Genomic DNA, 22,779 nt, shown 5'->3' with positions numbered 1-22,779 from the left:
GTCGACGTTTTCTCGATCGATACCGCCGTTTCCCTGTGCTCCGGTTGGCTTTGGCAGCCACGGTAATCCCCGTCAGTTCGGGCACGGGACTCGCGTCCAACGCATCCTCGAATGGGCTGATCAGGCCCGAGGGACGGCAAGAGCCTCGATCGCCTTCCCGCAACGGCTCACGCCTGCTTTTTTCCCCTGCCGCCTAGCGGCGGCATTCCTCGCGCAAGACAAAAAAGCAGGCTTTCGCCGTCCTCCGCTGGCGCTGCGGGCCCAAGGGCTGCGGGCCGATCGCTCCCCGGGCCAAGGATCGCCATCGAGGCTGCGATGGGCTCGGCCCGACCAACAGACGGAGATTACCATGGCGACCATCGGCACCTTCACCGCTTCGGACAACGGCTACACCGGCTCGATCAAGACGCTGACGCTGAACATCAAGGCCAAGTTCACGGCCTCCGAGAAGGACAACGACAAGGCTCCCGACTACCGCATTTTCGCCGGCGCGACCGAGTTCGGCGCCGCCTGGAAGAAGACCGTCCGCGACAGCGATCGCGAATATCTCTCGGTCAAGCTCGACGATCCGAGCTTCCCGGCTCCGATCTACGCCTCGCTGGTCAAGGTCGACGGCGACGAGGATTTCACCCTGATCTGGTCGCGCCGCACCGGCGACTGATCGCATCGGATCATCGGCCCCGCCTCCTCGGAGGCGGGGCCTTTTTCCGTTGCTTGCGCCCCTTCAAGAAGGGGAAGAGGAACACTTTTGCGTTCAGAAGTGCCTCTTCGCGACCCGAAAAATGCGGTCGATCCGAGGGAATTTGACGCAGTATTTTTGAGCTGACGCTCGCATTTTGAGTCGGATCGAGCTCCGATTTTCGATCTCGTAAGGTCAATTTCGTTCCTCTAACGAACCGAAATGATGTGTGCGCTCATGCCCTCAGAGCTCGAATTGCCCTTCGTATTTTTGTGCAAAAGGCCGCTGTTTCATGCCGCTCTGATCGAACATGGGGTGAATTGACGAGGCAATGAGAGGAAAGCCAGACCAACGAAGCTTGGGGACGGAGCAGGTTAGGGCGCATAGCAAGATAAAAGCACTGTCGCCGGAGAGCGGCTAAGTGGTTGTCTGCACATCCAAGATTTGGAGCTTTCTAACTCTACACTGTCACCACGCTCGACCCAAGACTATAGCCTGTCTGCGCAATTGCGTCTGCATCTTGTCGGCCAATCCTCGACTTGACATATCGTCGGCTTGTTCAATGTCGGATGCGGGCAATGCGAGAGATTGACGAAGAACTCGAAGTAATGCTCGGACGGATAAACTTTCGCAGAGCCAGGAGGGCGACCTGCTATCTGCGATATGTGCGGCGGGAAACAGTTAAGGCTGGCGCCAGTGCTCGGACAGGTCCTTCATTTCGCGGTGGCCGGTTCGTCCGCGGTCACGCGATAGGTATGGTGCTGGGCGAGCGCGGACGAAGCCAGACCAACGCCGTGTCGCGGCCAAGGGGCGTATTAGTGCGGACCAAGTCAGGTGGCACTGTGTAGTGCGAGCTCACCTGCGATACGTCCGGCGCGACGCGTCATCCGCGAGGACGCGCCAGGGGAGCTATACGAGGCAAGTGGTGATCGCGCTGATGGCGAGCCCGATACAGCGCGCGGTGCCAGCGATCGCCACCAGTTCAGGTTTGGCGTTGTGCGGAGCTGACGAACCTGCACCTCATGCGGCAGCCGAAGCGGGATCTCGGAACCAGGCTCGACTGGCTCGCCGTCAACCGTTTCAGCGCCGGCCAATCACCATATGCACATCGCCCTGCGCGGCAAGGAAGGCGATGGAAACGACCGGGTCATCGCACACAACTATCTCGCTCATGGATTCCGGGTCTATTTTGCAGGGTCGTCATTTAGTGATTATTAGGATTCCCACTGACGGGGAGCTATGCCCTCTGTGCGAGTGCCGTCCTTACGTGTTCGATGGATGCCTCCAGCGATCTCAAGAGCCCGCTCAGTTCACTTGTCGGTAGCTCCTCTAGTCGAAGGTTGTCGCTGTCGACGGTCTGTGAAACCAGACGATCAATTGAGACGGTCGAATGAGGCCCCTCCAAAACCAATCCGGATGACCCGAAGATTTGGGACACGATTTCGCCGGAAGGACTAATCGTAGTGACCAACTCAAGGCCGCCAACGATTTCGTGTTCAAGTAATTCAACGGGAAGTTCAACACTTGCTAAGAAGGAGTCCGCCCCGTCAGCTCGATAGCCAACGCGGAGAAGCCGCCTGTCGATTAGGGAGACGTGCTCGACGAACGGTTTGATCGATGGGGTTCGCGCATGGGTCATCTAAAACTTCCCAATGAGGCACGAACAATACCTAGTATACTAGGTGGAGATCAAGTGACGTTTGAGGCCGTCTTGCCGCATGAAGTTGCGGCGGGTGGTAGCCCAAAATCTTCGGCGTCTACGACGGAAGGGCGGCCTTTCCCAAGAGGAATTGGCCGATCGTGCTGGCCTGAATCGCAACTACATTGGAATGATCGAACGCCAGGAAAGTTCACCGACCGTTGACGCTCTTGAACAAATTTCGGAAGCGCTTGGTGTTGATCCTGTCGTCTTATTTCAGGACCGATAGTCTTGGGGGTGAGTATCCCCATTGTCAGGGCGTAAACATCCAGTAGTCTAGACCACCCGGACCGGTCCGAAAGGTTGGTCCCACCGCAAGTTTGCTGAGGCGGTCCTGTCCTACCGCGTGGCTTCGGCCCGATATTCGCGCACGGTGTGAACGGGTTGATCAGTCTTCAACAACAGCGGCGGTTGGATGAAGGAAGCCAAGATCCGGCTTTGCGCCTATTGCGGCGTCGATGGCGCGACCGTTGACCATGTGGTGTCACGGGCGCTGTATCTGCCCTCCAACGCTGCCTCCTGTACGCCCCGATAACTGTGCCGGCCTGTGCTCCTTGCAACACAGGATGGACGGATGGACGGATGACGAGCCGCATTTCCGCAACGTGATGATGGTAGCGGATGAACCGAACGCAGCGGTGCGCGAGCTTCGGTACGCCGATGGGCGTCACCGGGTGTGCGACCTAGCCCGAAAGGTTCGAGCCGGTTGAGACGGACCAAGGTCCGCGTCATATGATTTTTCCGGCGCGTGACGAGCGGGTGAAGCGGGTTACGGTCGTGGCGGTCACCCTGGGTGTCATCCTATCGACGCTGGCCTTGTGCCGGCGCCCATAATTCGAGCCTCCTAACTTCGCGATCAAGACGCAACTAGAGTGAAATGGCTTCGTGCAGAGAACCTGGGCTCGGCTTAGTAAGTTGGGGCGCGGTGCGTACGGCAGTCAAAAGGACCGTCCGAGCCGGAGCCCTTGATGTTGGCGTTGTAATACTGGCCCATCGATGGCGCGCCCAAAAACGCCTCGAAGGTTGCTGCCGATAGCTCGCAATAGGGGTAATAGATCGATCTCAGTTGCACGACCATGAACTGTTTCGATTTGTCGTAGCACGCGCGGTTGATAAAACTGCTCCGCGTGACATCGGTGCAGACAAAGGGAGCCAGATCCAGTTTGCCGTAATATTTGACGTCGATGGTCTCCGCCGCCGCCCCGGTGGCGCCGGCAAGAGAAGCAGCGAGGAAGGCAGCGAACCGAACCATGCAAGATGCCCCTAACTAGATAGCCGTCGATTGGCCTCAGGGATGCTTTTCGGTTTTCGAAGCACGGTCTTCAGCCGCGATCGCTTCCTTCTCGCACATGTAAGCGCCGCGTTTCGTGGTGCCGTAGCTCCGCGTTCCCGCGAAGTGATAAACCTTTGACGGCAGGTTCACCCATACGACGGTGTCGGTTGGGCAGTGGGCTTTGGCGGAGGTCTCATCCGCGAACTGCCCGGCCTCCAGCGTAGCGTTGTCTCGGGGAACTGAGGGCTGCTGTGCCGGGGGAGGCACGGGTGCAGCCGTCGTGGTCGGCGCGGGCTTTTGCGGCGCGGGAGCTGGCGCAGCTTGCGTGGGGGCCGGAGCGGGTCGGCTCGGCGGAGGAGCTGCGGGAGTTGGTCGCGGCTCAGGTGCGGCCGAGGCCGGCGCGGCGGCGCCGGTCCTACACTGGTCGACATAGGCCTTTTCGGTGACACCCCGGGCTTGCATACCCGCCTTGTCGGCTCGCCATTCAGCGATACAATCCTTAGCGGTCTTCTGGGAAGACGAGGTACTCGTCGGCGGTGACGGCGCCGCAATGGGCGGAGGCGTTGGGGCGCTCGGCCTCGGAGAAGGGGCGGATGCCGTTGGCGTAGTGCCTGCCTTGCATTGTTCAACGTAAGCTTTTTCTGTCACACCGCGGGCTTGCATGCCGGCCTTATCAGCGCGCCACTCGGCGGTACAATCTTTTGCTGTTTTCGATCCGGTGACTGTCGCCTGCGTGGGTGCTGGCGGCGGTGGCTCGACCGGCTTCGCCGCCGGCGCAGCGGCAGTTGGCTCGGCTCCGCCCTTGCATTGTTCAACGTACGCCTTTTCAGTCACGCCCCGGGCTTGCATGCCCGCCTTGTCGGCGCGCCACTCCGCTGTGCAGTCCTTTGTGGTCTTTGCGAAGGAGGGACTTACTGAGACACTGCCAATCATGGCGGCAGCGATAAGGAGACCACGATGAATCTTCATGTTCGTTCTACCTGACCTAGTCTCTGCTAAACCGCGAGCTCGTTCAATTTTCGTTTGGCAGTGATCGCGCGCACGCCATGGCTAAATCGCGGACGTCCGGTCGTAAAAAAGCCGCTGCACGTGCTTTTCTCGTCGCATCGCGCGCATTCTTCGACAAAGCCATTTTTCCAGTCCGAGATCGATTGGAGCGCATGCGGCCAGACTGACTTTGGGAGGACACATTTCGGAAGGTTATAGACCGATGCGCTGACGCCAGCAGCGCTCAAGTGTTCGACAGCCCTCGCGAGCCCGTCGCCATAGTCCATCGGATCCATCCAGAGCATGGCGTCGTTTGCAATGGCAAAGCCCGTGTTTTCGAGCCCCATCAATGCGACGTGGTCGACGAACGGCAGATTGCGGGCAATCCACTTACCAGTGTCTTCGATGATCGGCGCGGTCAATGCATGCAGCACGATGCGGATTTCGACCCGTTGTCCCCGATCCTTGAGCTTCAGGATACCAAGCATCGTCTCATCGAACGCACCCTTGGCCTGCACGACGTGATCATGGACATGATCGACCGGGGCGTAGACCGGAATGGCGGCCATCAGGTTCGGGTGGCCGATATCTCGCCAAGCGTCGACGATCCGAGAGTCGGCAAACGCGCGGCCGTTGGTCAGCACCTGGACGGCGGTTGCCGGCAGCCGATCGCGGCACTCCTTCAGGACGGCGATGAAGTCTTCCCAATCCGACAGGGTCTCTCCGCCGGTGAACGTCAGCGCGCGGGTCGCCGCATCAATGAGAGCCAAACTTTCCTTGATTTCGCTGAGTATCCACCTGTCATCGACCGCCTTCGGCGGCTGCGAGCACATCAGGCAGTAATTGTTGCACCGTTCCGTGACGAGAAACGAATTATGCGCCGAATTCCGGCGATACAGCGTGCGGAATTTCCTGGACACGTGATCGAAGCCGATCACATCGCCGTCACCTAGATAGTCATATTTTGTTGGGACCGCGACCAGCCGTCCTCGGAACGTGCCGGGAAAATTAATGGGTGCATCAGAGACGACAAAGATGGACGGCCAGTCAGCTTCTATTGCACGCCGGACGTCGTCTGGCGTTCGGGTGAGCGCGAAATCCGCTACGTCACGTTCGGCGGTACTGCCTGGCGACCGAAGCCGGAGGACGGATCGGGTTCTGTCCGAGGAAAATCCACTGCTCTGCGAGGCTGTGCCATAGAGAGGAAGGGTCATGCGGCTGCCCATCGTCGTAAAATGGCGGCATCTTCCGGAGAGTTCTCCAGAATATCGAGCAGCAGGCCCATGATGCCTTTCTGGCGCGCGCAAAACGCCGACAACGGCTTTATGCCGAGAGCATCCCCCTGTGTCGCATGATGATAGACCGGATCCGCCCCGCAGTGGCTCTCATAAACACAGGTTGAGCATTCGGGCGCGCATTGTGTCAGCGACTTTGAGATCGCGCCAATCAGCTTGTCCGACAGGATGAGCGAATTGTAGCTGTCGTGTTCAACGTGACCAAGACGGAACGCATCGTCGCCGGTCTCGGCGAGCATTCTGCCTTCGTCCGATGCGAAAACGCTGCCGTCATAGTTGTAGACAAGTGCGCCAAGGCCGGCGCCGGCGGGACTGCGCAAGTCGATGTAGCCGATCGGGCGGTCCGAGAGCATCCGTGTGAGAAGCAGCGCCGCGTAGAACTCGCGAAACGGGGTACCCTGACGGTTGATTTCCAGAACGCGGCGCAACCCGCGTTCGTAGAACGCAAGCCATTTCTGGGCGTCGTATTTGGCGAACTGCTTCGTTTTGATCGCAAATCCGAATGGAGACAGCGGACGCAGGAAGATGCCATCTAGTCCCAGTTGGAGATATTCGTCGATGATCTCATCAACGCGGTCGAGGCTCGCCTCCGTGGTAGTCATCAAGGCCCCGACCTTGTCGGGACCTAGAACCTCCCTCGCGCGCCGAATTCCAGCAACAGCAAGCTCATGACTGTTCGCGCCGGGGCGGGGGCGGTTCTGGTTATGCAGGTCGGCCGGACCGTCAAGGGACGTTGAGAGGAGGACGTCGTTCTCTTTGCAAAACTCGAGAACGGTGTTGTCCAGCAAGGCTAGGTTTGAGGCGATGACGAAGTCGAGCTTCTTGCCGGACCGTTGCTTCGCAGCCGCAACAATCGTTCTAATCAATGGAAAATTGAGAAGCGGCTCGCCGCCCTGAAACTCAATCTTGATCCGTGCCGTGGGGCTGGCGAACGCAATGTCGAGCGCGCGCATTGCGGTTTGCTCACTCATATCGAAACGTGAGCGGTCAGTACTTTGACGCGAGACTTGGCAATAGGGGCAAGAGTGTTCGCACCGCAGCGTCACCACAAAAATATGGAGCGGCGTCGTCTGCTGCAGAAATGACATCCGGCTTCTCAGCCGCGCCGCCAACAGCTGCCGTTGTGCCTTCTGGTTTGTTCCGGTGAGCAGATGAGCGGCGTAAGCTTTTTCGTAGAGCCCATCGCCGGGTCGAACTTGCAGGTCGACCAGCCTGTGCAATTCATCTTCGGTCAGGCGGACAAAATCGCCGACCAGGTTGGCGACGAGATACTGATTGGCGCCGGAGCGCTCAAAATTGAACGGCAGCAACGCGATATCTCCGGTTGCTGCACCGAAGCTCTCAGGAGGTAAAAACCGCGCCATGGTTCCCCGACAGGCTTATCCGGCATCATTTTGGTGAGCGGCCAGGGCTCCGAAGGCCAGTGCAAGGATGACATTTCGAACGCCTTCGGTCTTTTCAGCAACACGAATCCGCAAGTTCTCATCGGCGACGAGATTCAGAAACCGCTCTCTGAGCTCGTCCGGACGGAGTGTGGCTCCCTTTTGCGGATTGGCAGAAGAAACCAAGCGGCAAAAATAGCGGTCGCTCGTCCGCTCAACCTGGCAGGTCGCCGTTCCGATCAGACGATAAGCTGCCGCATCCAAAGCCTCGATGCTCTGGAGGCTTGCATCGAAATCGACGGCTATCTCGATCTGGGACGCTGCTGGAGGCTTAGCGGCTAGAAGCATGGGACGCGTGAGAAGCATGCGACGCGTGAGAGGAATGTTGGGCGACGATGGTACCATCGTTCTGCTTCGTCATAACGAACCCGAGAAGATCCTCACCCACCTGATAGTGAGCGTTCGGCGCTGGGTTGGAGACGGTCATTTCGGACGCTACGCCGGCTGTATCGTCGGTGGCTGGTACCTTTGCCCCGGCCTCCTGAACGGCCATTCCGGTCAGCGATGCGAGCGCTGCACCAAGCGATAGCACAACTTTTGACTTCTCAGTCATACGACCCTTCCCCCTTATTTCTTCAAATAATAGATGACGGTACAACTTCCGAGGGCGAGGCGTCCATAGTTCTATTGTCGAAATCCCTGCTTAAGACACGTTTTGAGCACTTTCGGCCAGATCGAGATATTCCGGGCGGCGAGGGATGTTCGCCCGGTGTTGAGGCTGTTCAGCCTCGCATGATGCAGGTAGGTGATCGTATCGGTCGGACATTCTGATTGGCGTGGCCGCTCTACGGACCGGGCTCTATAAGCTGGCTTACCGAGTCTGCGTCTCAGCCGATCCGGTGACGATCCCATCGCGCGGGACATAAGGTGTTCCTTGCCGGGGGCACTCGCTGTGTCGGCTTCGCCGTCGCTATGCTCGCGCGACCCGGAGCCATTTCATGTGGGCGATACGCGTTCACGCCCGCCTTGTTTCTCTTTCAGCTTCATTTGCCGCCACCGCGGCGTGCCGGCCTTTGCAGCCTTCAGGTCACGATGGATCGCTGCCGGCACCTGTTCGAGTCAGATGATCACCAAACAGCGATGGAGCTGATCGCGGGAAGCCGTTTTGAATCAAAGGTCAGAAAGTATAGTTTATATGTAAAAATTCACGATTTTTGCGAAAAATAGCATAGTTGAATTGCTGTCGCACGAGGCATATTATATTGTATATGCAATTTTTCCATATTTTTGCGAAGTTTGTCATATGAAAGAACGTGCCCAATATCGCCTTCCTCAGGGCCGCGCGCAGCTTCAGCGCGTCCTTGCTGCCTCGGGGGATGTCATCCACATCGTCGACGTCGAGAAGGCGCTTGCCATTTCACGGGTCGAGGCGGCCAAGCGGCTTGCCCGCTGGCGCGAGCAAGGCTGGCTCAGCCGGGTCGGAACTGGTGCTTACGTTCCTGCATCCATCGATACCCTTGGTGCGGAACGTGTTCTTGATGATGGCTGGGTTCTTGTGCCGGCGCTTTTCGCACCAGCCTACGTCGGCGGCCGCACTGCCGCCGAGCACTGGGATCTTACCGAGCAGATTTTCAAGGATATCGTCGTGGTCACAGGCCAGGTCATCCGTACGAAGCACCAAAAACGGCACGGCTTTGATTTTTCGCTCAAACACGTGAAAGCCGAGAAGATATTCGGTACTAAACCTGTCTGGCGGCATCACACGAAGGTGCGTGTTTCCGATGTGCACCGGACCATCGTCGACATGCTCGACGATCCAGCCGTGGGCGGTGGCATTCAGCTGGTCGCCGACTGCCTGAGCACGTACTTCAAACGGCCCGATCGCAGCGATCAAAAATTGATCGAATATGCCGACCTGCTCGGAAATGGCGCTGTATTCAAACGCCTTGGCTTCCTAGCCGACAGGCAGGATGACGGAAGGGGGCTTGCGGAGCAATGTCGCACAAGGCTTACGGCCGGCAATGCCAAGCTTGATCCTGCTTTGGAATGCAAGCGACTCATCTCAAGATGGCGGCTCCTCATTCCCCTATCCTGGGCCACCGGAGACGTCAGTTGATCGACAAGCGCGAAATCCTTGATCTTGCCGCGCAGACGTCGCTCACACCGCATGTCATCGAAAAGGACTATGTCCTCGGCTGGATGCTTGCCGGCATCTACGCTCACGAAGAACTCACCGAGAAATGGATTTTCAAGGGCGGCACCTGTCTCAAGAAATGCTTCTTTGAAACCTATCGCTTTTCCGAGGATCTTGACTTCACGCTCCGCGACGAGGCCCATCTTGACGAAGCGTTTCTCAAGCGCGTCTTTGCCGAGGTTGGTACCTGGGTTTACGAAGAGACAGGCATTGAAATCCCTGCCGATCAGCAGGAGTTTGATATCTATCGCAACCCGCGTGGCCAAATCTCCTGCCAAGGCAAGATCAGCTACAAGGGGCCGGTTTCACCAACCCGGCCCTTGCCGCGCATCAAACTTGACCTGACCGCCGACGAACGCGTCGTCCTGCCGCCCGAGACCGTCGAAATTTTCCATCCTTATTCCGATGCGCCCGAAGAAGGAATCGAGGTGCTCGCCTACGACTACGTCGAAGCCTTCGCCGAAAAGTTCCGGGCGCTTGCCGAGCGTACCCGGCCTCGAGACCTCTACGATGTCGTCAACCTCTATCGCAATACCGATGCTCGTCCCGAGCAGCACCAATTTGTTGCGGTTTTGCGGGAGAAATGTCTCTTCAAAGGCATCCAGCTGCCGAAGCTCTCCGACATCGAGCCGCACCGCGGAGATGTTGAGGCCGGCTGGTCCGGCATGCTGAATCACCAGCTTCCTGCCCTGCTGCCAATCACATCTTTCTGGGATGCTCTGCCAGAGATATTTGGTTGGCTTCACGGCCAGGTTACAGCGACGGTTCTACCGACAATGCCGCCTATGGGCGGGGCGACGGAAGAAATCATTCGTCAGCGCATCATCAGCCTGCCGGCGGGATCATCCGGTCAGGCCTTCATCGAGAGTATTCGGTTCGCCGCCGCCAACCGGCTGTTGGTCAACATCGACTATCGCGATCAGAAGGGCAAACGCTCGACACGCGCCATCGAAGCTTACTCTCTGCGCCGCTCCCGAGCGGGCGATGTTCTGTTGATGGCCGTTCGTGCAGAAGATGGTCAACCGCGCAGTTATCGCCTCGACAGCATTCTAGGGGTTTCGCAGACGCAGACGACCTTCTCGCCGCGTTATCCCATCGAGCTGACACCGACGGGCCCGCAGTCAATTCCTCCGACATCACGGCCCGCGGGAATTGTAGCGCCTCGAACCTCGACCCGACGCCGATCGCGGACAGCGAGCGGTGGCCCAATCTATGTCTTTCGCTGCACGGTGTGCGGAAAGCTGTTCGAGCGCAAGACTCACGACAGCGAGTTGCGGCCGCACAAGAATAGGGCGGGCTACCAGTGTTATGGCTCCTACGGGACTTATGTCCGTACAAAATATTAAGCGGGCGGCCGCATGAGCAAACTGCAATCAGCCTTGGCTCTCCTGGATCGTTTCGAGCGGGGTGAGTTTATTGAGCCATCAGATGCGGAGAAGTTGCTCGTTCAAATCTTCGAGGCGTGCGGCTACCCCGTCACAGAAAAGGGCTTCGTCGGATCGTCAAGCGCGCTGCTAGAAGTCGATTGCTTCATCCGCGCGAAGGTCGACGGCGCCTTGAAGATGATTGCAGTCGAAGTTAAAGCCGGATCAAGACCAGCCGGTATCGAGTCCGTTGAGCAGGCTTTCAAGTTGAAAACCGCCGGACCTTTCGACCGCGCTATGATCGTATCACGCCTTGGCTTTTCAGCGGATGCCATCCAACGCGCCGATACGATCGGGCTCGGAGAGATAGACCTCTTAGGACCCGAACAACTTCGCAATTGGATCGGCAAACAGGCCGAACCACAGGACGTGGTTTCGAGATGCGAAACTATTGTGCGCCATGCCATGCGAGAGCTGGCAAAGGCGCTCGCCCAGCATCCCGATGAGCTCTCGAAAGTCGAATGGAGAGACCTCGAAAGACTGCTGGGCGAAGTATTTGAAGGCATCGGCTTTGACACGCGGGTCACCCGTTCCAGCAAGGATGGAGGGGTCGACCTGGAGCTGACCACTTTCGAGGAGGGCATGAAGCAGGTCTATCTTGTGGAGTTAAAGCACTGGAATGAGCAAAAGCCCGGAATCTCTCACTTAAAGAAGTTGGTCCGGGTAACCGCCGCCCGAAAGGCGACCGCGGGCCTGCTGCTCTCAAGCTCCGGGTTCGCAAGGCCGGCCTACAGCGGGATTACGGAGTTTACGATTCCCGTTCACTTAGGCGGAAAAGACAAGATTGTCTCATTGTGCCGCACCTATTACCGCTTGAGCAGTGCGCTATGGCTTGAGGACGCGAATCTTCAAGAAGCCCTGCTTTCGGGGACCTTTGGCCGGGCGGATTGGCCAAAAGCAGTGCGTGATTAGAGGTTGTCGCCAAACTTGAAATCGCCAGAATTTACTTTCGACGATTACACGCCACCTCCTCACTTAGCGTGACAGATCGCTGGGTTTAGGTAAATTCCCCTGTATCAGCAGAGTGACGATATAGACCGGTGATGTGCCCGTATCGATGGCATGAACGGACAGACCGTCCTCCATGGGATAGGGGCCTTGCTTTTTGGGGCTGCAATCAAGCACGCACAAGACCGCCACGCGGCGGTTGGTGCCCACGGCATAGCTTGCGGCTTGAGACGCATATTTTTTGCAGTCATCAGGTAGTAGTCTTTTGGTCTGCTCGCTCTTCAGTTCAATTCGAATGCCATGGAAGGACAGGTCCGTCCTCCCACCGGTCGAATGCGCTTGCTCTTCGAGTTGTGAGCCAATCGCGGGTAGCTGCCGAAGCCATTCCCGGGCCTGCCTCTGAAATTCAGCCTCAGAAATTACCGCCGGAAACTTGTTATCCTGGACCGATTGTCCCATCAGATTGGCCAAGGGCACCAGCACGGCCAGCAACTCATCAAGGTCGGCTTCAGGGATAAGCGGCTCAAGCCTGAGCTGGTCCCGTAACGCGATCAGCTTGGTATCGATATCGCGATACCCGGTGTAGGGCTGGCGATCCGGCGCGGACCCATCAAGCCGCAATGTCCGCTGTCCTGCAATCGAGACCGGTTTCTCGGTCGAGGTCGGCTGGAACTCGGCCGTGTAGATGAACTCAAACGGGCGCGCTTTCAGATTTTGAGGCGCATGCAGGATCATGCGCCCCCGTTGCTTGAAGAGATGGGGCGGATCGCCCGATGGCCGCGTGAAGCGGAAGGAGGGGAGATCGTAACTGCTCGGCGGCTCGATGGAGATTGGGCTGAGCACTAGCGCGGTCGCGGTTTCAGGCCAGCGCGAAACCCGGACGGCAATATCCAAATCGTGATTCTCGCGCGGACGAAGCGCCTGGATCCGCTCCGCCGTCGTGCCGTTGATCGTGAACTCGACAAAGGCGACCGTGAGATCGGGGGCTTTCTCCTTGTCAGATCCCTCTCGTTCATGTGCCCAAGCCGGCAATTTGGGTTTAGGATCGGCGTAAATCGCAACCGGCAGGGGAATGGCCGCGAGGCTTTGGCGAAGCGGCCCGATACCAGCGAAATCAAATTCGCCATCAATGACCGACAAGGTCTCAATCAGTTTGTCTGCGAAGGTCTCGCCGCTCGCCTCGCTGCGAAGCCGTTTCAGTTGCAGCCGTGCCGTACGCAAAAATCGGTCGGGGTCGATCGCCGCCGTAAGAGAGGCCTGTTCCCATTCGACCAACAGCCGTGTGATCTCGAGCGCAGACGCAAACGCGTCCCAGCGCTTGGCGGCAGGGGCGCGTCCAAACGCCGCTGCAAGGTCTTTCGCCTCAGCCGCCAGGGCTTGAAAGGTTTCCACGTCCGCCTTTGCTGCCGCCGCCCGAAGAGCGAGCACCGCTTTAGCGCGTGTAGGGAAAACTTGATCGAGAATTGCGTCTTTCGACATCCGCCTTGAACTCCTCCTCGCGCTTGACGTTCTCTTCCCATTGCTTAGTCAACGCCTCAAGCGCATCACCGCGCCCTTCTGCGATGGCTTCCTCAAACGCGGCTGTGATCTTCATGAAGGTCATGTAGATGAGGCGCGATTCATTATGGATGGTGGGTTCGACCTTCGCGCCTGCGTCCGCAACCCGGCTGGCTTCGCTCCAGGCGCCCGCACGCGCCAGTTCCTCGACGATGTAGGCTGCCAGCCAAGGCCGCTCCGGTGCGACGTCGATCCCGAGCTTTTCGAATGCCTCTCTCCGCGAGAGGATGGCCGCATCCGGCAATTCCGCGAGAAGCCTCAACTCATCCTCACGGTGATGATTGTGTCCATCCAGCCCAGGAAGCAGCTTGAGCACGAGATCGACAAATCCTTTGGTTTTCCCCAAAGCATGCCCAAGCGAGCGGATCATGCTTTTCAAATAGAGCGGATCGGCTTTCAGGAGGACCTGAACAAGGTATTTTCCAACGTTACCTTCGGCCTTGCCAAGCCGCCGCAGCTCATAAGCCAGCTCGCGCACACACTCGATCAAAAAGCGGTCTTCGCCCGATTTCTGCGAGTAACACTTCACAAGATTGAGCAGAGCTTGCGCGGCACGCTCCTGCAATTCCTCCGGCAGCTCCAGATGTCCCAAGGCGTCTACGGCGGCTTGGTGCACGACAACGAACGGGTCCAAAAGAAGTGCCAAGAATGCCTCATAAACAAGGGGCGGAATGTTATCGTGCCGCATGTCGCCGAGCGCTTCGGCGGCATAGGCCCTGACGAGCGCCGATGGTCCGACCAACCCATAATAAAGATGCGGCAATACCAGCTTGAGGCCTTCAACCGTGTCGCTGAGATGCTCGACGCAGCCAAGGACGATGCCGTGAAGATCATTCCGTCCTTCGGGTATCTGGTCGAACAAGGCCACGACTCTCTTCATCAAGACCAGATCGCCCTTGGCCGCGGTGCTGGCCCATTCGATCAACGACTTCATCAACTGCGTGATCGTGCTCCGCTGATTGCGGCGCTCCAATACATCCAGGAAGGTCTTTTCACCCTCGGCTGGCTTGGCCTCATCGTGGCGGCGCAGCCGGTCATCGAGCAGGAGCACGGCTCCTAGAAGACCATCGATTTCGGCGCGCGCGATCTCGACCATCTGACGCGGACGCCCGCGCAGCATCTCGTGCACATGCCGCAAGACCTTCTCGCTTTCTTCGGTCGTAGCCGCCCAGAGCAAGCGTTTAAAGGCGATGCGGTGCACGCGCGACGTCGGCCGGATAACCGGCCCGTCGTAATCGTAACGCAACGCAGCTTCGTAAATCTTGTAAGCATGGTTTTTCGAGCGCTTGTCCGCCCCCGAGATATACTCCTGTACCAGCGCGTCCATTTCTTCGGGTGCATCTTCAAAGGCTGCCACGATCGCATCGCGCAAGAAGCGGAACGAGCTGCGGTACTCATCGTAATCGTCGAGCAGCAGCTCCGCGCGCGAGAATTTCGACACCATGGAGCGATGAAACGGCTTTAGCACCAGCGGATCGCGCGCATGGATCGCCAGCAGGCCGCGTGCGCCCAATTCAACCATGTAGTGACGGCGCGACGACAATAGCCGGTCGAGGACTTCACGAATCGGAGCCGGATAAGCCGCCCAAAGGGCTTGCAGCAACTCGGGCTTAGGCGCGCGCTCCCGCCCAAAGTTGAATTCGTCGTAAGGGCTGGCGAATTCGATAATGGCAGGGACCGCATCGGCGATCTGGGCCGGGTCAATGTGCTCGACGCGGCTCAGCAGCACACGGGCATGGGTGTCGATTGGCCCTGTCTTACCCAGAGGGGCAATTGCGAGCCGCGCGATGCGCTGAGGGTCCGCCTTCACATGATCGAGAATGGTGAGACCGGCTTCGGTGAACCACGGCTCCTTCTCGGTCAGCTTGAAGATATATTCGATCAGGGACTCGACGAAGTGTTCGGGTGCGAGGCGCGCGCTTTCGCAAAGGCGGTCGCGGTGTTCTTGGTCGCGCTGCGCGTCGAACTCATCGATGTGATCGACGATGGCGCTGGAGAGAGGGCCCAAGCCTTGGCGCAGCTGTGTGCGTGCAAGCACGCGTGCCTGATGCGCTTCGGCTTGCTTCTGCTGTTCAGCCGCTACGCGCGCAGCCTCGGCGGCACGCGCGTCATCGCGCTCTTTAACGAGAGTTGACAGGTTCGGAACGCCAACAGGTTTCCGCTTCTTGCAATCGACGCAGTTGCGATCATAGAAATCCAGTGCGGACTCCCGCAAATCCCATGAGTAAAAGCCGCCCGCCGTGGCGTGGTCACATTCAAGACCATGGTTGCCGATGGGCAGGCCGGTCATCTGCTCGACCATGCCCGTGCCGCCGAACTTTTTGATGCGCACGTGCGTGCACCAATTGCGCACAAGCAGCATGGCTGCTTCGGTTCGCTCTCCTGCCTCGATAGCCTTTTGGATGTTGCGGTCCACGGACGGTCCCAGCGGAGGGGTCTGACAACGAATCGTGATATGGGAATTCAGGGTGAGAACATACCTAGAACGGGTCAAAGAAGCCATATATGTTGTATTTGGTTGCCCGCTTTGGCGACATTTCTTCAAGGCTTTCCGCAGGGTAGTTAGTGGCCGCAAGCCGATGAGCCAAGAGTTTCGCGTCCTCCAATTTAAGATCGACCCTGACACCGTTAGGAAGCTGCCGAACCGCGACCGCAACCAAGTCGTCGGATGCATGCACGCCCATAACGAACTTGTCGTGCTCAACCGGCTACTGATGTTCTCTTTGAATGATATCGGCGAGGGCGAACTTCACGATCACGCACATGGCGTCCAGATGTGGACCGTGATGCAGTTGCTCACGGGCAAGCTGTTCGAAACATGGAACATGCTCGTTGAGCGGTTTCTGCAATCTAACCCGGAAGACCCTGCCGTCGCGGCCTTGAGCGATGCGCACAAAAGGGACCTTGCGTGGCTGAAGGACTACTTCGGAACCATTCCACTAAAGAACAGCGCGCTCCGCACGATCCGCGACAAGACCGGATTTCACTATGACAAGCTGAACCTCGATCAGGCGACGAGTGCCCTGACCGAACAGGAAAGCATGATCTACGTGGCCGAGCATCCGGCCAATGCTTGCTACTATCTCGGCTCGTCATTGATCTTTAGCGCAGCCTTCGCGGCAATCGCTGACAAGCACGTTGATACATCAGCCAAGAATCAGAGCGAGCGGATGGCGGCAGGCGTGGATATTGCCCTCGCCGACCTGAACGAAGTCAACCTCCGCATGCACAATGTCCTGTACGGTCTGATCGAACATAGGCTCACCCAAGCGGCGGGTGGATCGTTCGATAATCTCGACCGCTTGGACATCCCAGTCGTTGGCGCACCTATGTCGTCGGCCGTGGCACTGCCGATGTTTTTGGACATCGAGCAACCACGAAAGCGGCCATAGCGTTGGTCTCAGCGCATACCCTCTTGAGGCCTCTTGAGGGGGCGTTCTAATCGTCGTGCGCAAGTGTATTGGCTGGGCAGGCTGATTTCGTCGTTGCGAACAGATCGACTTAAGCGCCGAGCAGAATGCTTGCCTTATATGTCGCAACCGCATCAATGATGTCCGAGCGCCGCATATGTTTGTGGTGCGCGAACCTCTGCACGAACGAAGGGTGGACGTATCTGGTGCGGTTTCTGGTGCGGCGGCCGCGCTGCGGGCAACGAGAACGAAGTAAGCCATTGATCACGTTGGTGGGCCCGGCAGGACTCGAACCTGCAACCAGACCGTTATGAGCGGCGGGAGAGCGAGTGCAATCGTTGATTTTGCTGCGGTTTTGCTTGACATCGATCGTGTTCGTCGCGCTTCGATCGGATCGCTTCTGGCGCGAAACTGGTGCGGTCCTCGAGGACTGCGGCCTACTGAGGCCTGACTAGTAACCTTTTCTTGATTCACGTTGGCTGGAGGCAAATGGCTCAAGACCTTGCGCGCGCTGCTGCCGCGAGCGTCCGCCAGAATCGCGCCCAGGAGAATGAGAAGCCGTCTTCCTATTCGTTCCCGCCGCGACTTCATTAGATTTTTTTACATCACCCGACCACGTGCGCCGCTTGTCTCGTACAACCGTGACGCTCGTCGCGGTTGTGACAGAAAACCATAAGCCGCTGGCGAAGCAGCGCATTCTTCTTGCTCTTGCGACGGACTGCGCTCGCCATCGGAGCGCTGCGAAAAACAATTGCTTGACAGACGTCGCGTGATGTATACTTAATTTTGACAATTTTTGGTTGTTTGCTCTTTTTTGATTTGATTTTTTCACTTCATTTGAGATGCACCGGTAACGGAGGCGCATCATGCCAGTGACGCCCACTTATCCCGGAATCTATATTCAAGAGGCGGCGAGCGCGTCTCACACCATTGTCTCGGCGCCGACCAATATTGCCGTGTTCATCGGATACACGCATCCGCTGAAGACCAAGCCCGAGAGTTTCGGCGCTCCCTTCGAGATATTCAGCTTTACTGACTATCAACGACAATTCGGCGCTTCGTCCGCAGTGCGGCCTTCGCCAATGCCCGCGACGGCGCGGGTCAGCCCGGCGCTTTTGGCGACATGGCGCAGGCGGTCAGCCAGTTCTTCCTGAACGGCGGCACCCACGCTTTTGTCGTCTCGGTCAATCAACCTTCAAGCAAGAGCACGGCAAGCGCGCTCGGGAAACTCGTGCCACAGCCATTGCCGCCTTTCAGCTTCCCGCTTTCGCCGCCGCTATCGCCACCAGCAGGCTGGCCGGCGCAGTCGATCGACATCGGCGGCATCGTCTTTACGCAGCGGGAAGTCACTGACGAAATCTTCGTCCTGAGCGTGGTCGTCAATCCTGCCGCGCCGATCAGCCCGGCCGCCTACGGTCTCGCCGATATCATCATCACCTACGGGCCGTCGTCGAAGAGTGCGTCGTCGGGTGTCGCTACCGGATCGGCGACGACGGTCGAGACGTATCGTCGTGTGTCGCTCGATCCGGCGAGCCCGAATTACATCATCAACGCCATGGCGGCGTCGTCGCTGGTATCGGTTTCCTTGAGCAATCCGGGTCCAGCAACGTTCACCGCGACCGGGGCCACCCCGATCTTTTTCCCGCTGCTCATCAGCCAGACCACCCAGATATTCGCCCTCGCCGACTTCACCGCTGTGCTGCAGGAGGACACGCCGCTCGACAAGCTGCAGGTATTCAACCTGATGGTCCTGCCCGGCATCGCGCCCAGCAACGATTCTGACGGCAGTGCGGGAGTTATCTTGGCCGCGGCGGTCGCATTTTGTGAGCGCAAACATGCGTTCCTGATCATGGATCCGCCGATTCGCGATTCCGCGGACGGAACGCTTCCCCCCAATTCGCACAAGATCGCCGACAGCGTGTCCGCATTTCCGGCGAGCAAGAACGCAGCGCTGTACTTCCCCTATCTGCTGACGCCCGATCCGATCACCGGACAGCAGAACGGCCTGGTCTCGGGGCAACCCAGTGAAATTCCTCCGGCCGCGACCGTCGCCGGCATCTATGCCGCGACAGACGTTGCGCGCGGCGTTTGGAAGGCGCCGGCCGGCTTCCAGGCAATCACCAATAACGTCACCGGCGTCACCGCGCGCGGGGCGATGACCGACAATCGCCAGGGCACGCTCAATCCGCTGGGCGTCAATTGCCTCCGCGCGTTCCCGAATCTTCCGACCATCGTGTTCGGCTCCCGCACCCTCGCGACGACCGACCAGCAATGGACCTACGTGCCGGTAAGGCGCATGGCGCTGTTCTTGGAGCAGACGCTGCTCGCCAACTTGAAATGGGTGCTGTTCGAGCCCAACGCCGAGCCGTTGTGGAGCGCAATCACCATGAGCATCAACGCCTTCATGCTGGGGCTGTTCAAGCAGGGCGCCTTCCAGGGCCAGAAGCCAAGCGAGGCGTTTCTTGTGAAATGCGACGGCACGACGACGACCCAGGCGGACATCGACTCCGGCATCGTCAACATTGTGGTCGGCTTCGCGCCGCTGAAGCCGGCCGAATTCGTGATCATCACCATCGCTCAACTCGCCGGCCAAACGCAGACGTCGTGATCCCTCGCAGCCGAGAAAGGACTCGCCGTGGCCATCTTCGCCGTCAACACGTCCCGCTATGACCCCTACAAGAGCTACCGCTTCCTGGTCTTCTTCGGGACGAACACGACCCCGGTCGCCGCCGTCAGCAAGGTTACTGCGCTCAAGCGCGTATCCGACGTGATCGAGTACAAGGAAGGCGGCTACAACATCATCCTGAAGGGGCTTGGCCGCACCAAGTATGATCCGATCACGCTGGAACGCGGCGTGACCCAGGACATCGATTTCATCACCTGGGCCGACGCCACGCAAAAGCTCGACCAGGGCCATCCCACCACCTCGCTTGCCAATCTACGCCGTGAAATCCGCATCCAGTTGCTCAACGAGGCGGGGCAGGCGGTGCACGGCTACATCGTCCATCGCTGCTGGGTCTCGGAATACCAGGCGCTGCCCGATCTCGACGCCGGCGCAAGCGCGATCGCGCTGGAGCACATCAAGCTCGAAAACGAGGGGTGGGAGGTCGATCCGAGCGTCGTCGAAGTGCCGGAGACCTGAGATGCTGGATGGGGCGATCAGGCGCAGGGATAGTGAGCCGCCAGGAGCGAAGTTCGTTTTGCCGGTGAGCGGGCTGACGGTCGCCATTCACCGCGCCACCGGTGTCGAAGACGTCCTGCTCGCCGAAGGCCGTGCGGATGATGCCGCCTTGGCGCTCGCGCTTGTCGAAAGTCGCGCCTGGAGCTGTGAGATCGTCGACTGGGCGACGCTCCCGATTGCCGACATCGATCATCTGGTCGTACGAATGCGCCAATCCATCCTCGGCGACCGCGTGATTTCTGATACCTACTGTACCGATCCGGCTTGTCGCAGCCGCATGGATGTTTCGTTCGGCCTGGACGAGTTTCTTGCACATCATCGGCCGCGGCGCGCGCCGGCGCGCGGAAGATCCTGGGCCGCCGAAGTTTCTGCCGAGCATGGCTGGTTCATCGCAAGATCCCGCGGGGGGGACGAAGTGGCCTTCCGCCTGCCGACCATCGGCGATCTGATTCAAACGGCGGGCGCACCGACACCGGACAAATTCCTCGCGCAGGCCTGCATCGCTCCTGACGGCGCTTCGCCGCGGTCGAGGGCCCTTGCTGAGCGCGCCATGGCGGCGCTCGCCCCGCCGCTGTCGGGCCCGATCAGCGGCCGGTGCCCGCATTGCGCTATCGCAGTTTCCTTTCATTTCGACGCGCGGGTCTATTGTCTGCGCGAACTCTGCGATCGCGCGCGCTTCATCTATGAGGATGTCGATACGCTGGCGCAGCGCTATCACTGGAGTGAAACGGCGATCCTTAGCCTGCCCAATGACAGGCGCAGCCACTACGCCGATCTTGCGCGCCAGGCGCGGCTCGCTGCGGGGTGAGCCATGCGGCGTCCGTCCTATTTCCAGAAACTTTTGCAGAAGCCGGTATCCACGCCGGTTCTGAAGCCGCCGCGCCAATTGATGCGGCCTTCCGCGCGCGGCTTCGAAATGCTCGATACCGAACAGCGCGAAAACGGCTCGGCGGGAACGACTGCCGTCGCCCCTCAATCCGCGGTGCTGCCCCCGACGCCAGACAGGCCGGAGCCGCGACCAGGGCCGCGACGGTCCGGGCATTTCGAAACACCGCCAGCGGCCGCCATGCGAAGCCCGGCGCCGGGCGACGCGAGCCGCCAGGAGCAACTGCGGCTGGATGGTTTTGAGGATTCGTTCTCACCTGCGCCCATAGCGCCGCGCGCGGCCGCGCCGTCCGCTCCAGTGACGGATTCGTCAACCCCGGAAATGCGCCCACCGGCGGCTTCGGCGCGCGCAACGACGGCCGCGACTTCCATCCGGGACGCGACAAGTCTTCACCCGCGTCTTGAAGCGCTCGATCGCGCCGCCGAGCGTTTTGCGGGCGGGATTTCTCCGTCCGGAAACACCGCGGCGTCATCGCTCGAACCGCCGCCGGCCCGCGCTGCGCTGGCTGGGGAGCCGAAGCCGGTTGTCGCGTCGCCGCCTGTTTCGCAACCGCCGCCCGTTGCCGCCCCATCGTCCAACGCGGCCGCGGCATCGTCCGCCGTGCCAGGCATGAGCCCGGCCATTGCGCGGCGAGCAGATCCGACCGAGCCGTTGCTGCCGCGGGTTCCGTTGCGCGTCCAGGCGGCGCCGCCACCACAACGGCCGTCGGTCACGATCGGAACGCTGGAAGTGCGCGTCACCCAGCCGGCCCAGAACGTGCCGCCGCGCCCGGCAATGAAGGCGCGCCACGTCGCGCCGGCAGAAAGCCGCAGCGTGTCGCGCCCCATTGTCGCTTTCGGCTTCGGCCAAACTTGATTGGTTCGTCATGGCCTCCGACGTGCAAATCGACCGCTTCGTGTTCGACGCGACTGGTGTGTCGGTCGAGGGCGCGCGGCGGATCGCGGTGATGGTCGCGGAAGGCCTCGCCAGCGCCGACGGACTGCCGGAGGCTTTTGCGGCGCCGCGTCTGAAACTCGTGGTTTCGGCGCCGCCGGATGCCGACGAAGCTACGCTGGCGCGGATGATCGTCGCTGCCGCCCTGCACGATTTCGCGCGAACGATGTGAGTGCGCCATGGCGGGATCAATCCTCAAGGGAGCGCTGATTTCCTTCACACCGGCGGGACCGCTCGGCCTGCCGGCCTTGCCCAACGTCATCATCTTCCAGTTCAACCCCGAGACAATTACGCATGCATGGACCGAGGCGACGGCGCCGCAGGCCCCGCAATCGACCCCGGACAAGCCTGCGCCGCATGTCAGCGCGCTGGCGACGACGGGCAATCCCGGCGAGAGCTTCTCTTTCACCCTGATGCTCGATTCCGACCAGCAGATCGCAGACACCTCGACCGATCCGATCGGCGCCGGCCTCGCCACGCTCAGCGGCGTCTATACGCGCCTTGCCGCGCTCGAAATGCTGCAGTTTCCCAGCAGTCCGCCGTCCTCGGGACTTGTCGGCGGCGTGACAGCGGCGGCCGATGCGGCGGGTGTCGGCGCAAGCGCGAGCTCCGGCCAGAGCGTGCCGAGCTCCATGGTCCCGATCGTGCTGTTTGTCTGGGGGCCGCTTCGCGTCGTGCCGGTGCGCGTGACCGCTTTCAGCGTGACCGAGAAGATGTTCGACGCCCTGCTCAATCCAACCCACGCGGAAGCCACCATCACGCTGACCGTGCTGACGCCGGACGATCTCGCCAGCGTGACCGACACGCTCGCCGGCGTCGCACAGGCCGCCTATTCCTACACGCAGGGTGTGCGCTCGGTCGGCGCGCTGGCGAATCTCGGCGAATCCGCCGCCAGCATTCTTGGCATGCTGCCGGCGGCATTTTGAGGGGG

General features: G+C 59.7%; 20 protein-coding genes. 13 read left to right on the top strand and 7 right to left on the bottom strand.

Going from position 1 to position 22,779, the window contains the following annotated elements:
- Positions 1-349: 349 nt before the first annotated feature.
- Positions 350-661: a DUF736 domain-containing protein gene (locus AKN84_RS10545; protein WP_050420636.1), complete on the top strand. Its 312-nt coding sequence runs from the start codon at positions 350-352 to the stop codon at positions 659-661.
- A gap of 1,736 nt (positions 662-2,397) precedes the next feature.
- Complete coding sequence (locus AKN84_RS44910) at positions 2,398-2,607, top strand: helix-turn-helix domain-containing protein (RefSeq protein WP_128970641.1); 210 nt, start codon at positions 2,398-2,400, stop codon at positions 2,605-2,607.
- Between the two features lie 678 nt (positions 2,608-3,285).
- Here AKN84_RS44910 and AKN84_RS10535 read toward each other — a convergent pair.
- The 5 genes from AKN84_RS10535 to hxsA2 all read right to left on the bottom strand — a co-directional run bounded on the left by AKN84_RS10535 (position 3,286) and on the right by hxsA2 (position 7,868).
- Positions 3,286-3,630, bottom strand: coding sequence for a KTSC domain-containing protein (locus tag AKN84_RS10535; protein ID WP_050420634.1), 345 nt, complete (start codon positions 3,628-3,630; stop codon positions 3,286-3,288).
- Positions 3,631-4,646: 1,016 nt separating this feature from the next.
- On the bottom strand, positions 4,647-5,852 hold the full coding sequence (hxsC, locus tag AKN84_RS10530) for a His-Xaa-Ser system radical SAM maturase HxsC (RefSeq protein WP_128970640.1): 1,206 nt from the start codon (positions 5,850-5,852) through the stop codon (positions 4,647-4,649).
- Positions 5,849-7,297 (bottom strand): His-Xaa-Ser system radical SAM maturase HxsB, encoded by a 1,449-nt coding sequence (gene hxsB, locus AKN84_RS10525; protein WP_050420632.1) that lies wholly within the window; start codon positions 7,295-7,297, stop codon positions 5,849-5,851. Before hxsB ends, hxsC begins: the two co-directional genes overlap by 4 nt.
- A 15-nt stretch (positions 7,298-7,312) precedes the next feature.
- Positions 7,313-7,663, bottom strand: coding sequence for a hypothetical protein (locus AKN84_RS10520; protein WP_050420631.1), 351 nt, complete (start codon positions 7,661-7,663; stop codon positions 7,313-7,315).
- The gene (hxsA2, locus tag AKN84_RS50640) at positions 7,647-7,868 is read right to left on the bottom strand and encodes a His-Xaa-Ser repeat protein HxsA2 (RefSeq protein WP_430649901.1); all 222 of its coding nucleotides are present in this window, start codon (positions 7,866-7,868) and stop codon (positions 7,647-7,649) included. The genes AKN84_RS10520 and hxsA2 overlap by 17 nt, the downstream gene beginning before the upstream one ends.
- Positions 7,869-8,618: 750 nt before the next feature.
- On the opposite strand from hxsA2, the gene AKN84_RS10510 reads away from it, so the two are divergent.
- From AKN84_RS10510 to AKN84_RS10500, 3 genes are read left to right on the top strand one after another with little or no spacing between them, the layout of a single operon-like run.
- On the top strand, positions 8,619-9,431 hold the full coding sequence (locus AKN84_RS10510; protein ID WP_050420629.1) for a type IV toxin-antitoxin system AbiEi family antitoxin domain-containing protein: 813 nt from the start codon (positions 8,619-8,621) through the stop codon (positions 9,429-9,431).
- Positions 9,428-10,855 (top strand): nucleotidyl transferase AbiEii/AbiGii toxin family protein, encoded by a 1,428-nt coding sequence (locus AKN84_RS10505; protein ID WP_050420628.1) that lies wholly within the window; start codon positions 9,428-9,430, stop codon positions 10,853-10,855. The genes AKN84_RS10510 and AKN84_RS10505 overlap by 4 nt, the downstream gene beginning before the upstream one ends.
- Positions 10,856-10,867: 12 nt before the next feature.
- On the top strand, positions 10,868-11,845 hold the full coding sequence (locus tag AKN84_RS10500; protein WP_050420627.1) for a restriction endonuclease: 978 nt from the start codon (positions 10,868-10,870) through the stop codon (positions 11,843-11,845).
- A gap of 63 nt (positions 11,846-11,908) precedes the next feature.
- Here AKN84_RS10500 and AKN84_RS10495 read toward each other — a convergent pair whose 3' ends face one another.
- Together AKN84_RS10495 and AKN84_RS48325 are read right to left on the bottom strand one after the other, a co-directional pair.
- Positions 11,909-13,360 carry a hypothetical protein gene (locus AKN84_RS10495; protein ID WP_128970639.1) on the bottom strand — a complete coding sequence of 484 codons (1,452 nt, stop codon included), beginning with the start codon at positions 13,358-13,360 and terminating at the stop codon, positions 11,909-11,911.
- Positions 13,314-15,854, bottom strand: coding sequence for a HEAT repeat domain-containing protein (locus AKN84_RS48325; RefSeq protein ID WP_193399643.1), 2,541 nt, complete (start codon positions 15,852-15,854; stop codon positions 13,314-13,316). Before AKN84_RS48325 ends, AKN84_RS10495 begins: the two co-directional genes overlap by 47 nt.
- Positions 15,855-15,906: 52 nt before the next feature.
- Here AKN84_RS48325 and AKN84_RS10485 point away from each other — a divergent pair, with 52 nt between their 5' ends.
- The 8 genes from AKN84_RS10485 (at position 15,907) to AKN84_RS10455 (ending at position 22,774) form a co-directional block, all read left to right on the top strand.
- Positions 15,907-16,830, top strand: coding sequence for a hypothetical protein (locus tag AKN84_RS10485; RefSeq protein ID WP_162240859.1), 924 nt, complete (start codon positions 15,907-15,909; stop codon positions 16,828-16,830).
- 884 nt (positions 16,831-17,714) lie between these two features.
- Positions 17,715-18,002 (top strand): hypothetical protein, encoded by a 288-nt coding sequence (locus tag AKN84_RS44905; protein ID WP_128970638.1) that lies wholly within the window; start codon positions 17,715-17,717, stop codon positions 18,000-18,002.
- Positions 17,972-19,456 carry a phage tail sheath family protein gene (locus AKN84_RS10480; protein ID WP_050420624.1) on the top strand — a complete coding sequence of 495 codons (1,485 nt, stop codon included), beginning with the start codon at positions 17,972-17,974 and terminating at the stop codon, positions 19,454-19,456. Before AKN84_RS44905 ends, AKN84_RS10480 begins: the two co-directional genes overlap by 31 nt.
- Before the next feature lie 27 nt (positions 19,457-19,483).
- Complete coding sequence (locus AKN84_RS10475; RefSeq protein ID WP_050420623.1) at positions 19,484-19,990, top strand: phage tail protein; 507 nt, start codon at positions 19,484-19,486, stop codon at positions 19,988-19,990.
- A 1-nt stretch (position 19,991) separates the two neighbouring features.
- Positions 19,992-20,837 carry a hypothetical protein gene (locus tag AKN84_RS10470; RefSeq protein WP_050420622.1) on the top strand — a complete coding sequence of 282 codons (846 nt, stop codon included), beginning with the start codon at positions 19,992-19,994 and terminating at the stop codon, positions 20,835-20,837.
- A gap of 3 nt (positions 20,838-20,840) precedes the next feature.
- A complete protein-coding gene (locus AKN84_RS44900; RefSeq protein ID WP_128970637.1) occupies positions 20,841-21,770 on the top strand; it encodes a hypothetical protein in 930 nt (309 codons plus the stop codon).
- A gap of 10 nt (positions 21,771-21,780) precedes the next feature.
- Positions 21,781-22,020, top strand: coding sequence for a hypothetical protein (locus AKN84_RS10460; RefSeq protein ID WP_050420620.1), 240 nt, complete (start codon positions 21,781-21,783; stop codon positions 22,018-22,020).
- Between the two features lie 7 nt (positions 22,021-22,027).
- Positions 22,028-22,774 carry a hypothetical protein gene (locus tag AKN84_RS10455; RefSeq protein ID WP_050420619.1) on the top strand — a complete coding sequence of 249 codons (747 nt, stop codon included), beginning with the start codon at positions 22,028-22,030 and terminating at the stop codon, positions 22,772-22,774.
- Positions 22,775-22,779 lie beyond the last annotated feature (5 nt).

Source organism: Bradyrhizobium tropiciagri, from assembly GCF_001189845.1.
In the GTDB taxonomy this organism is placed as follows: Bacteria; Pseudomonadota; Alphaproteobacteria; order Rhizobiales; family Xanthobacteraceae; genus Bradyrhizobium; species Bradyrhizobium tropiciagri.
The sequence above is the reverse complement of the archived record's forward strand: the minus strand, read 5'-3'. Positions and strand labels throughout refer to the sequence as shown.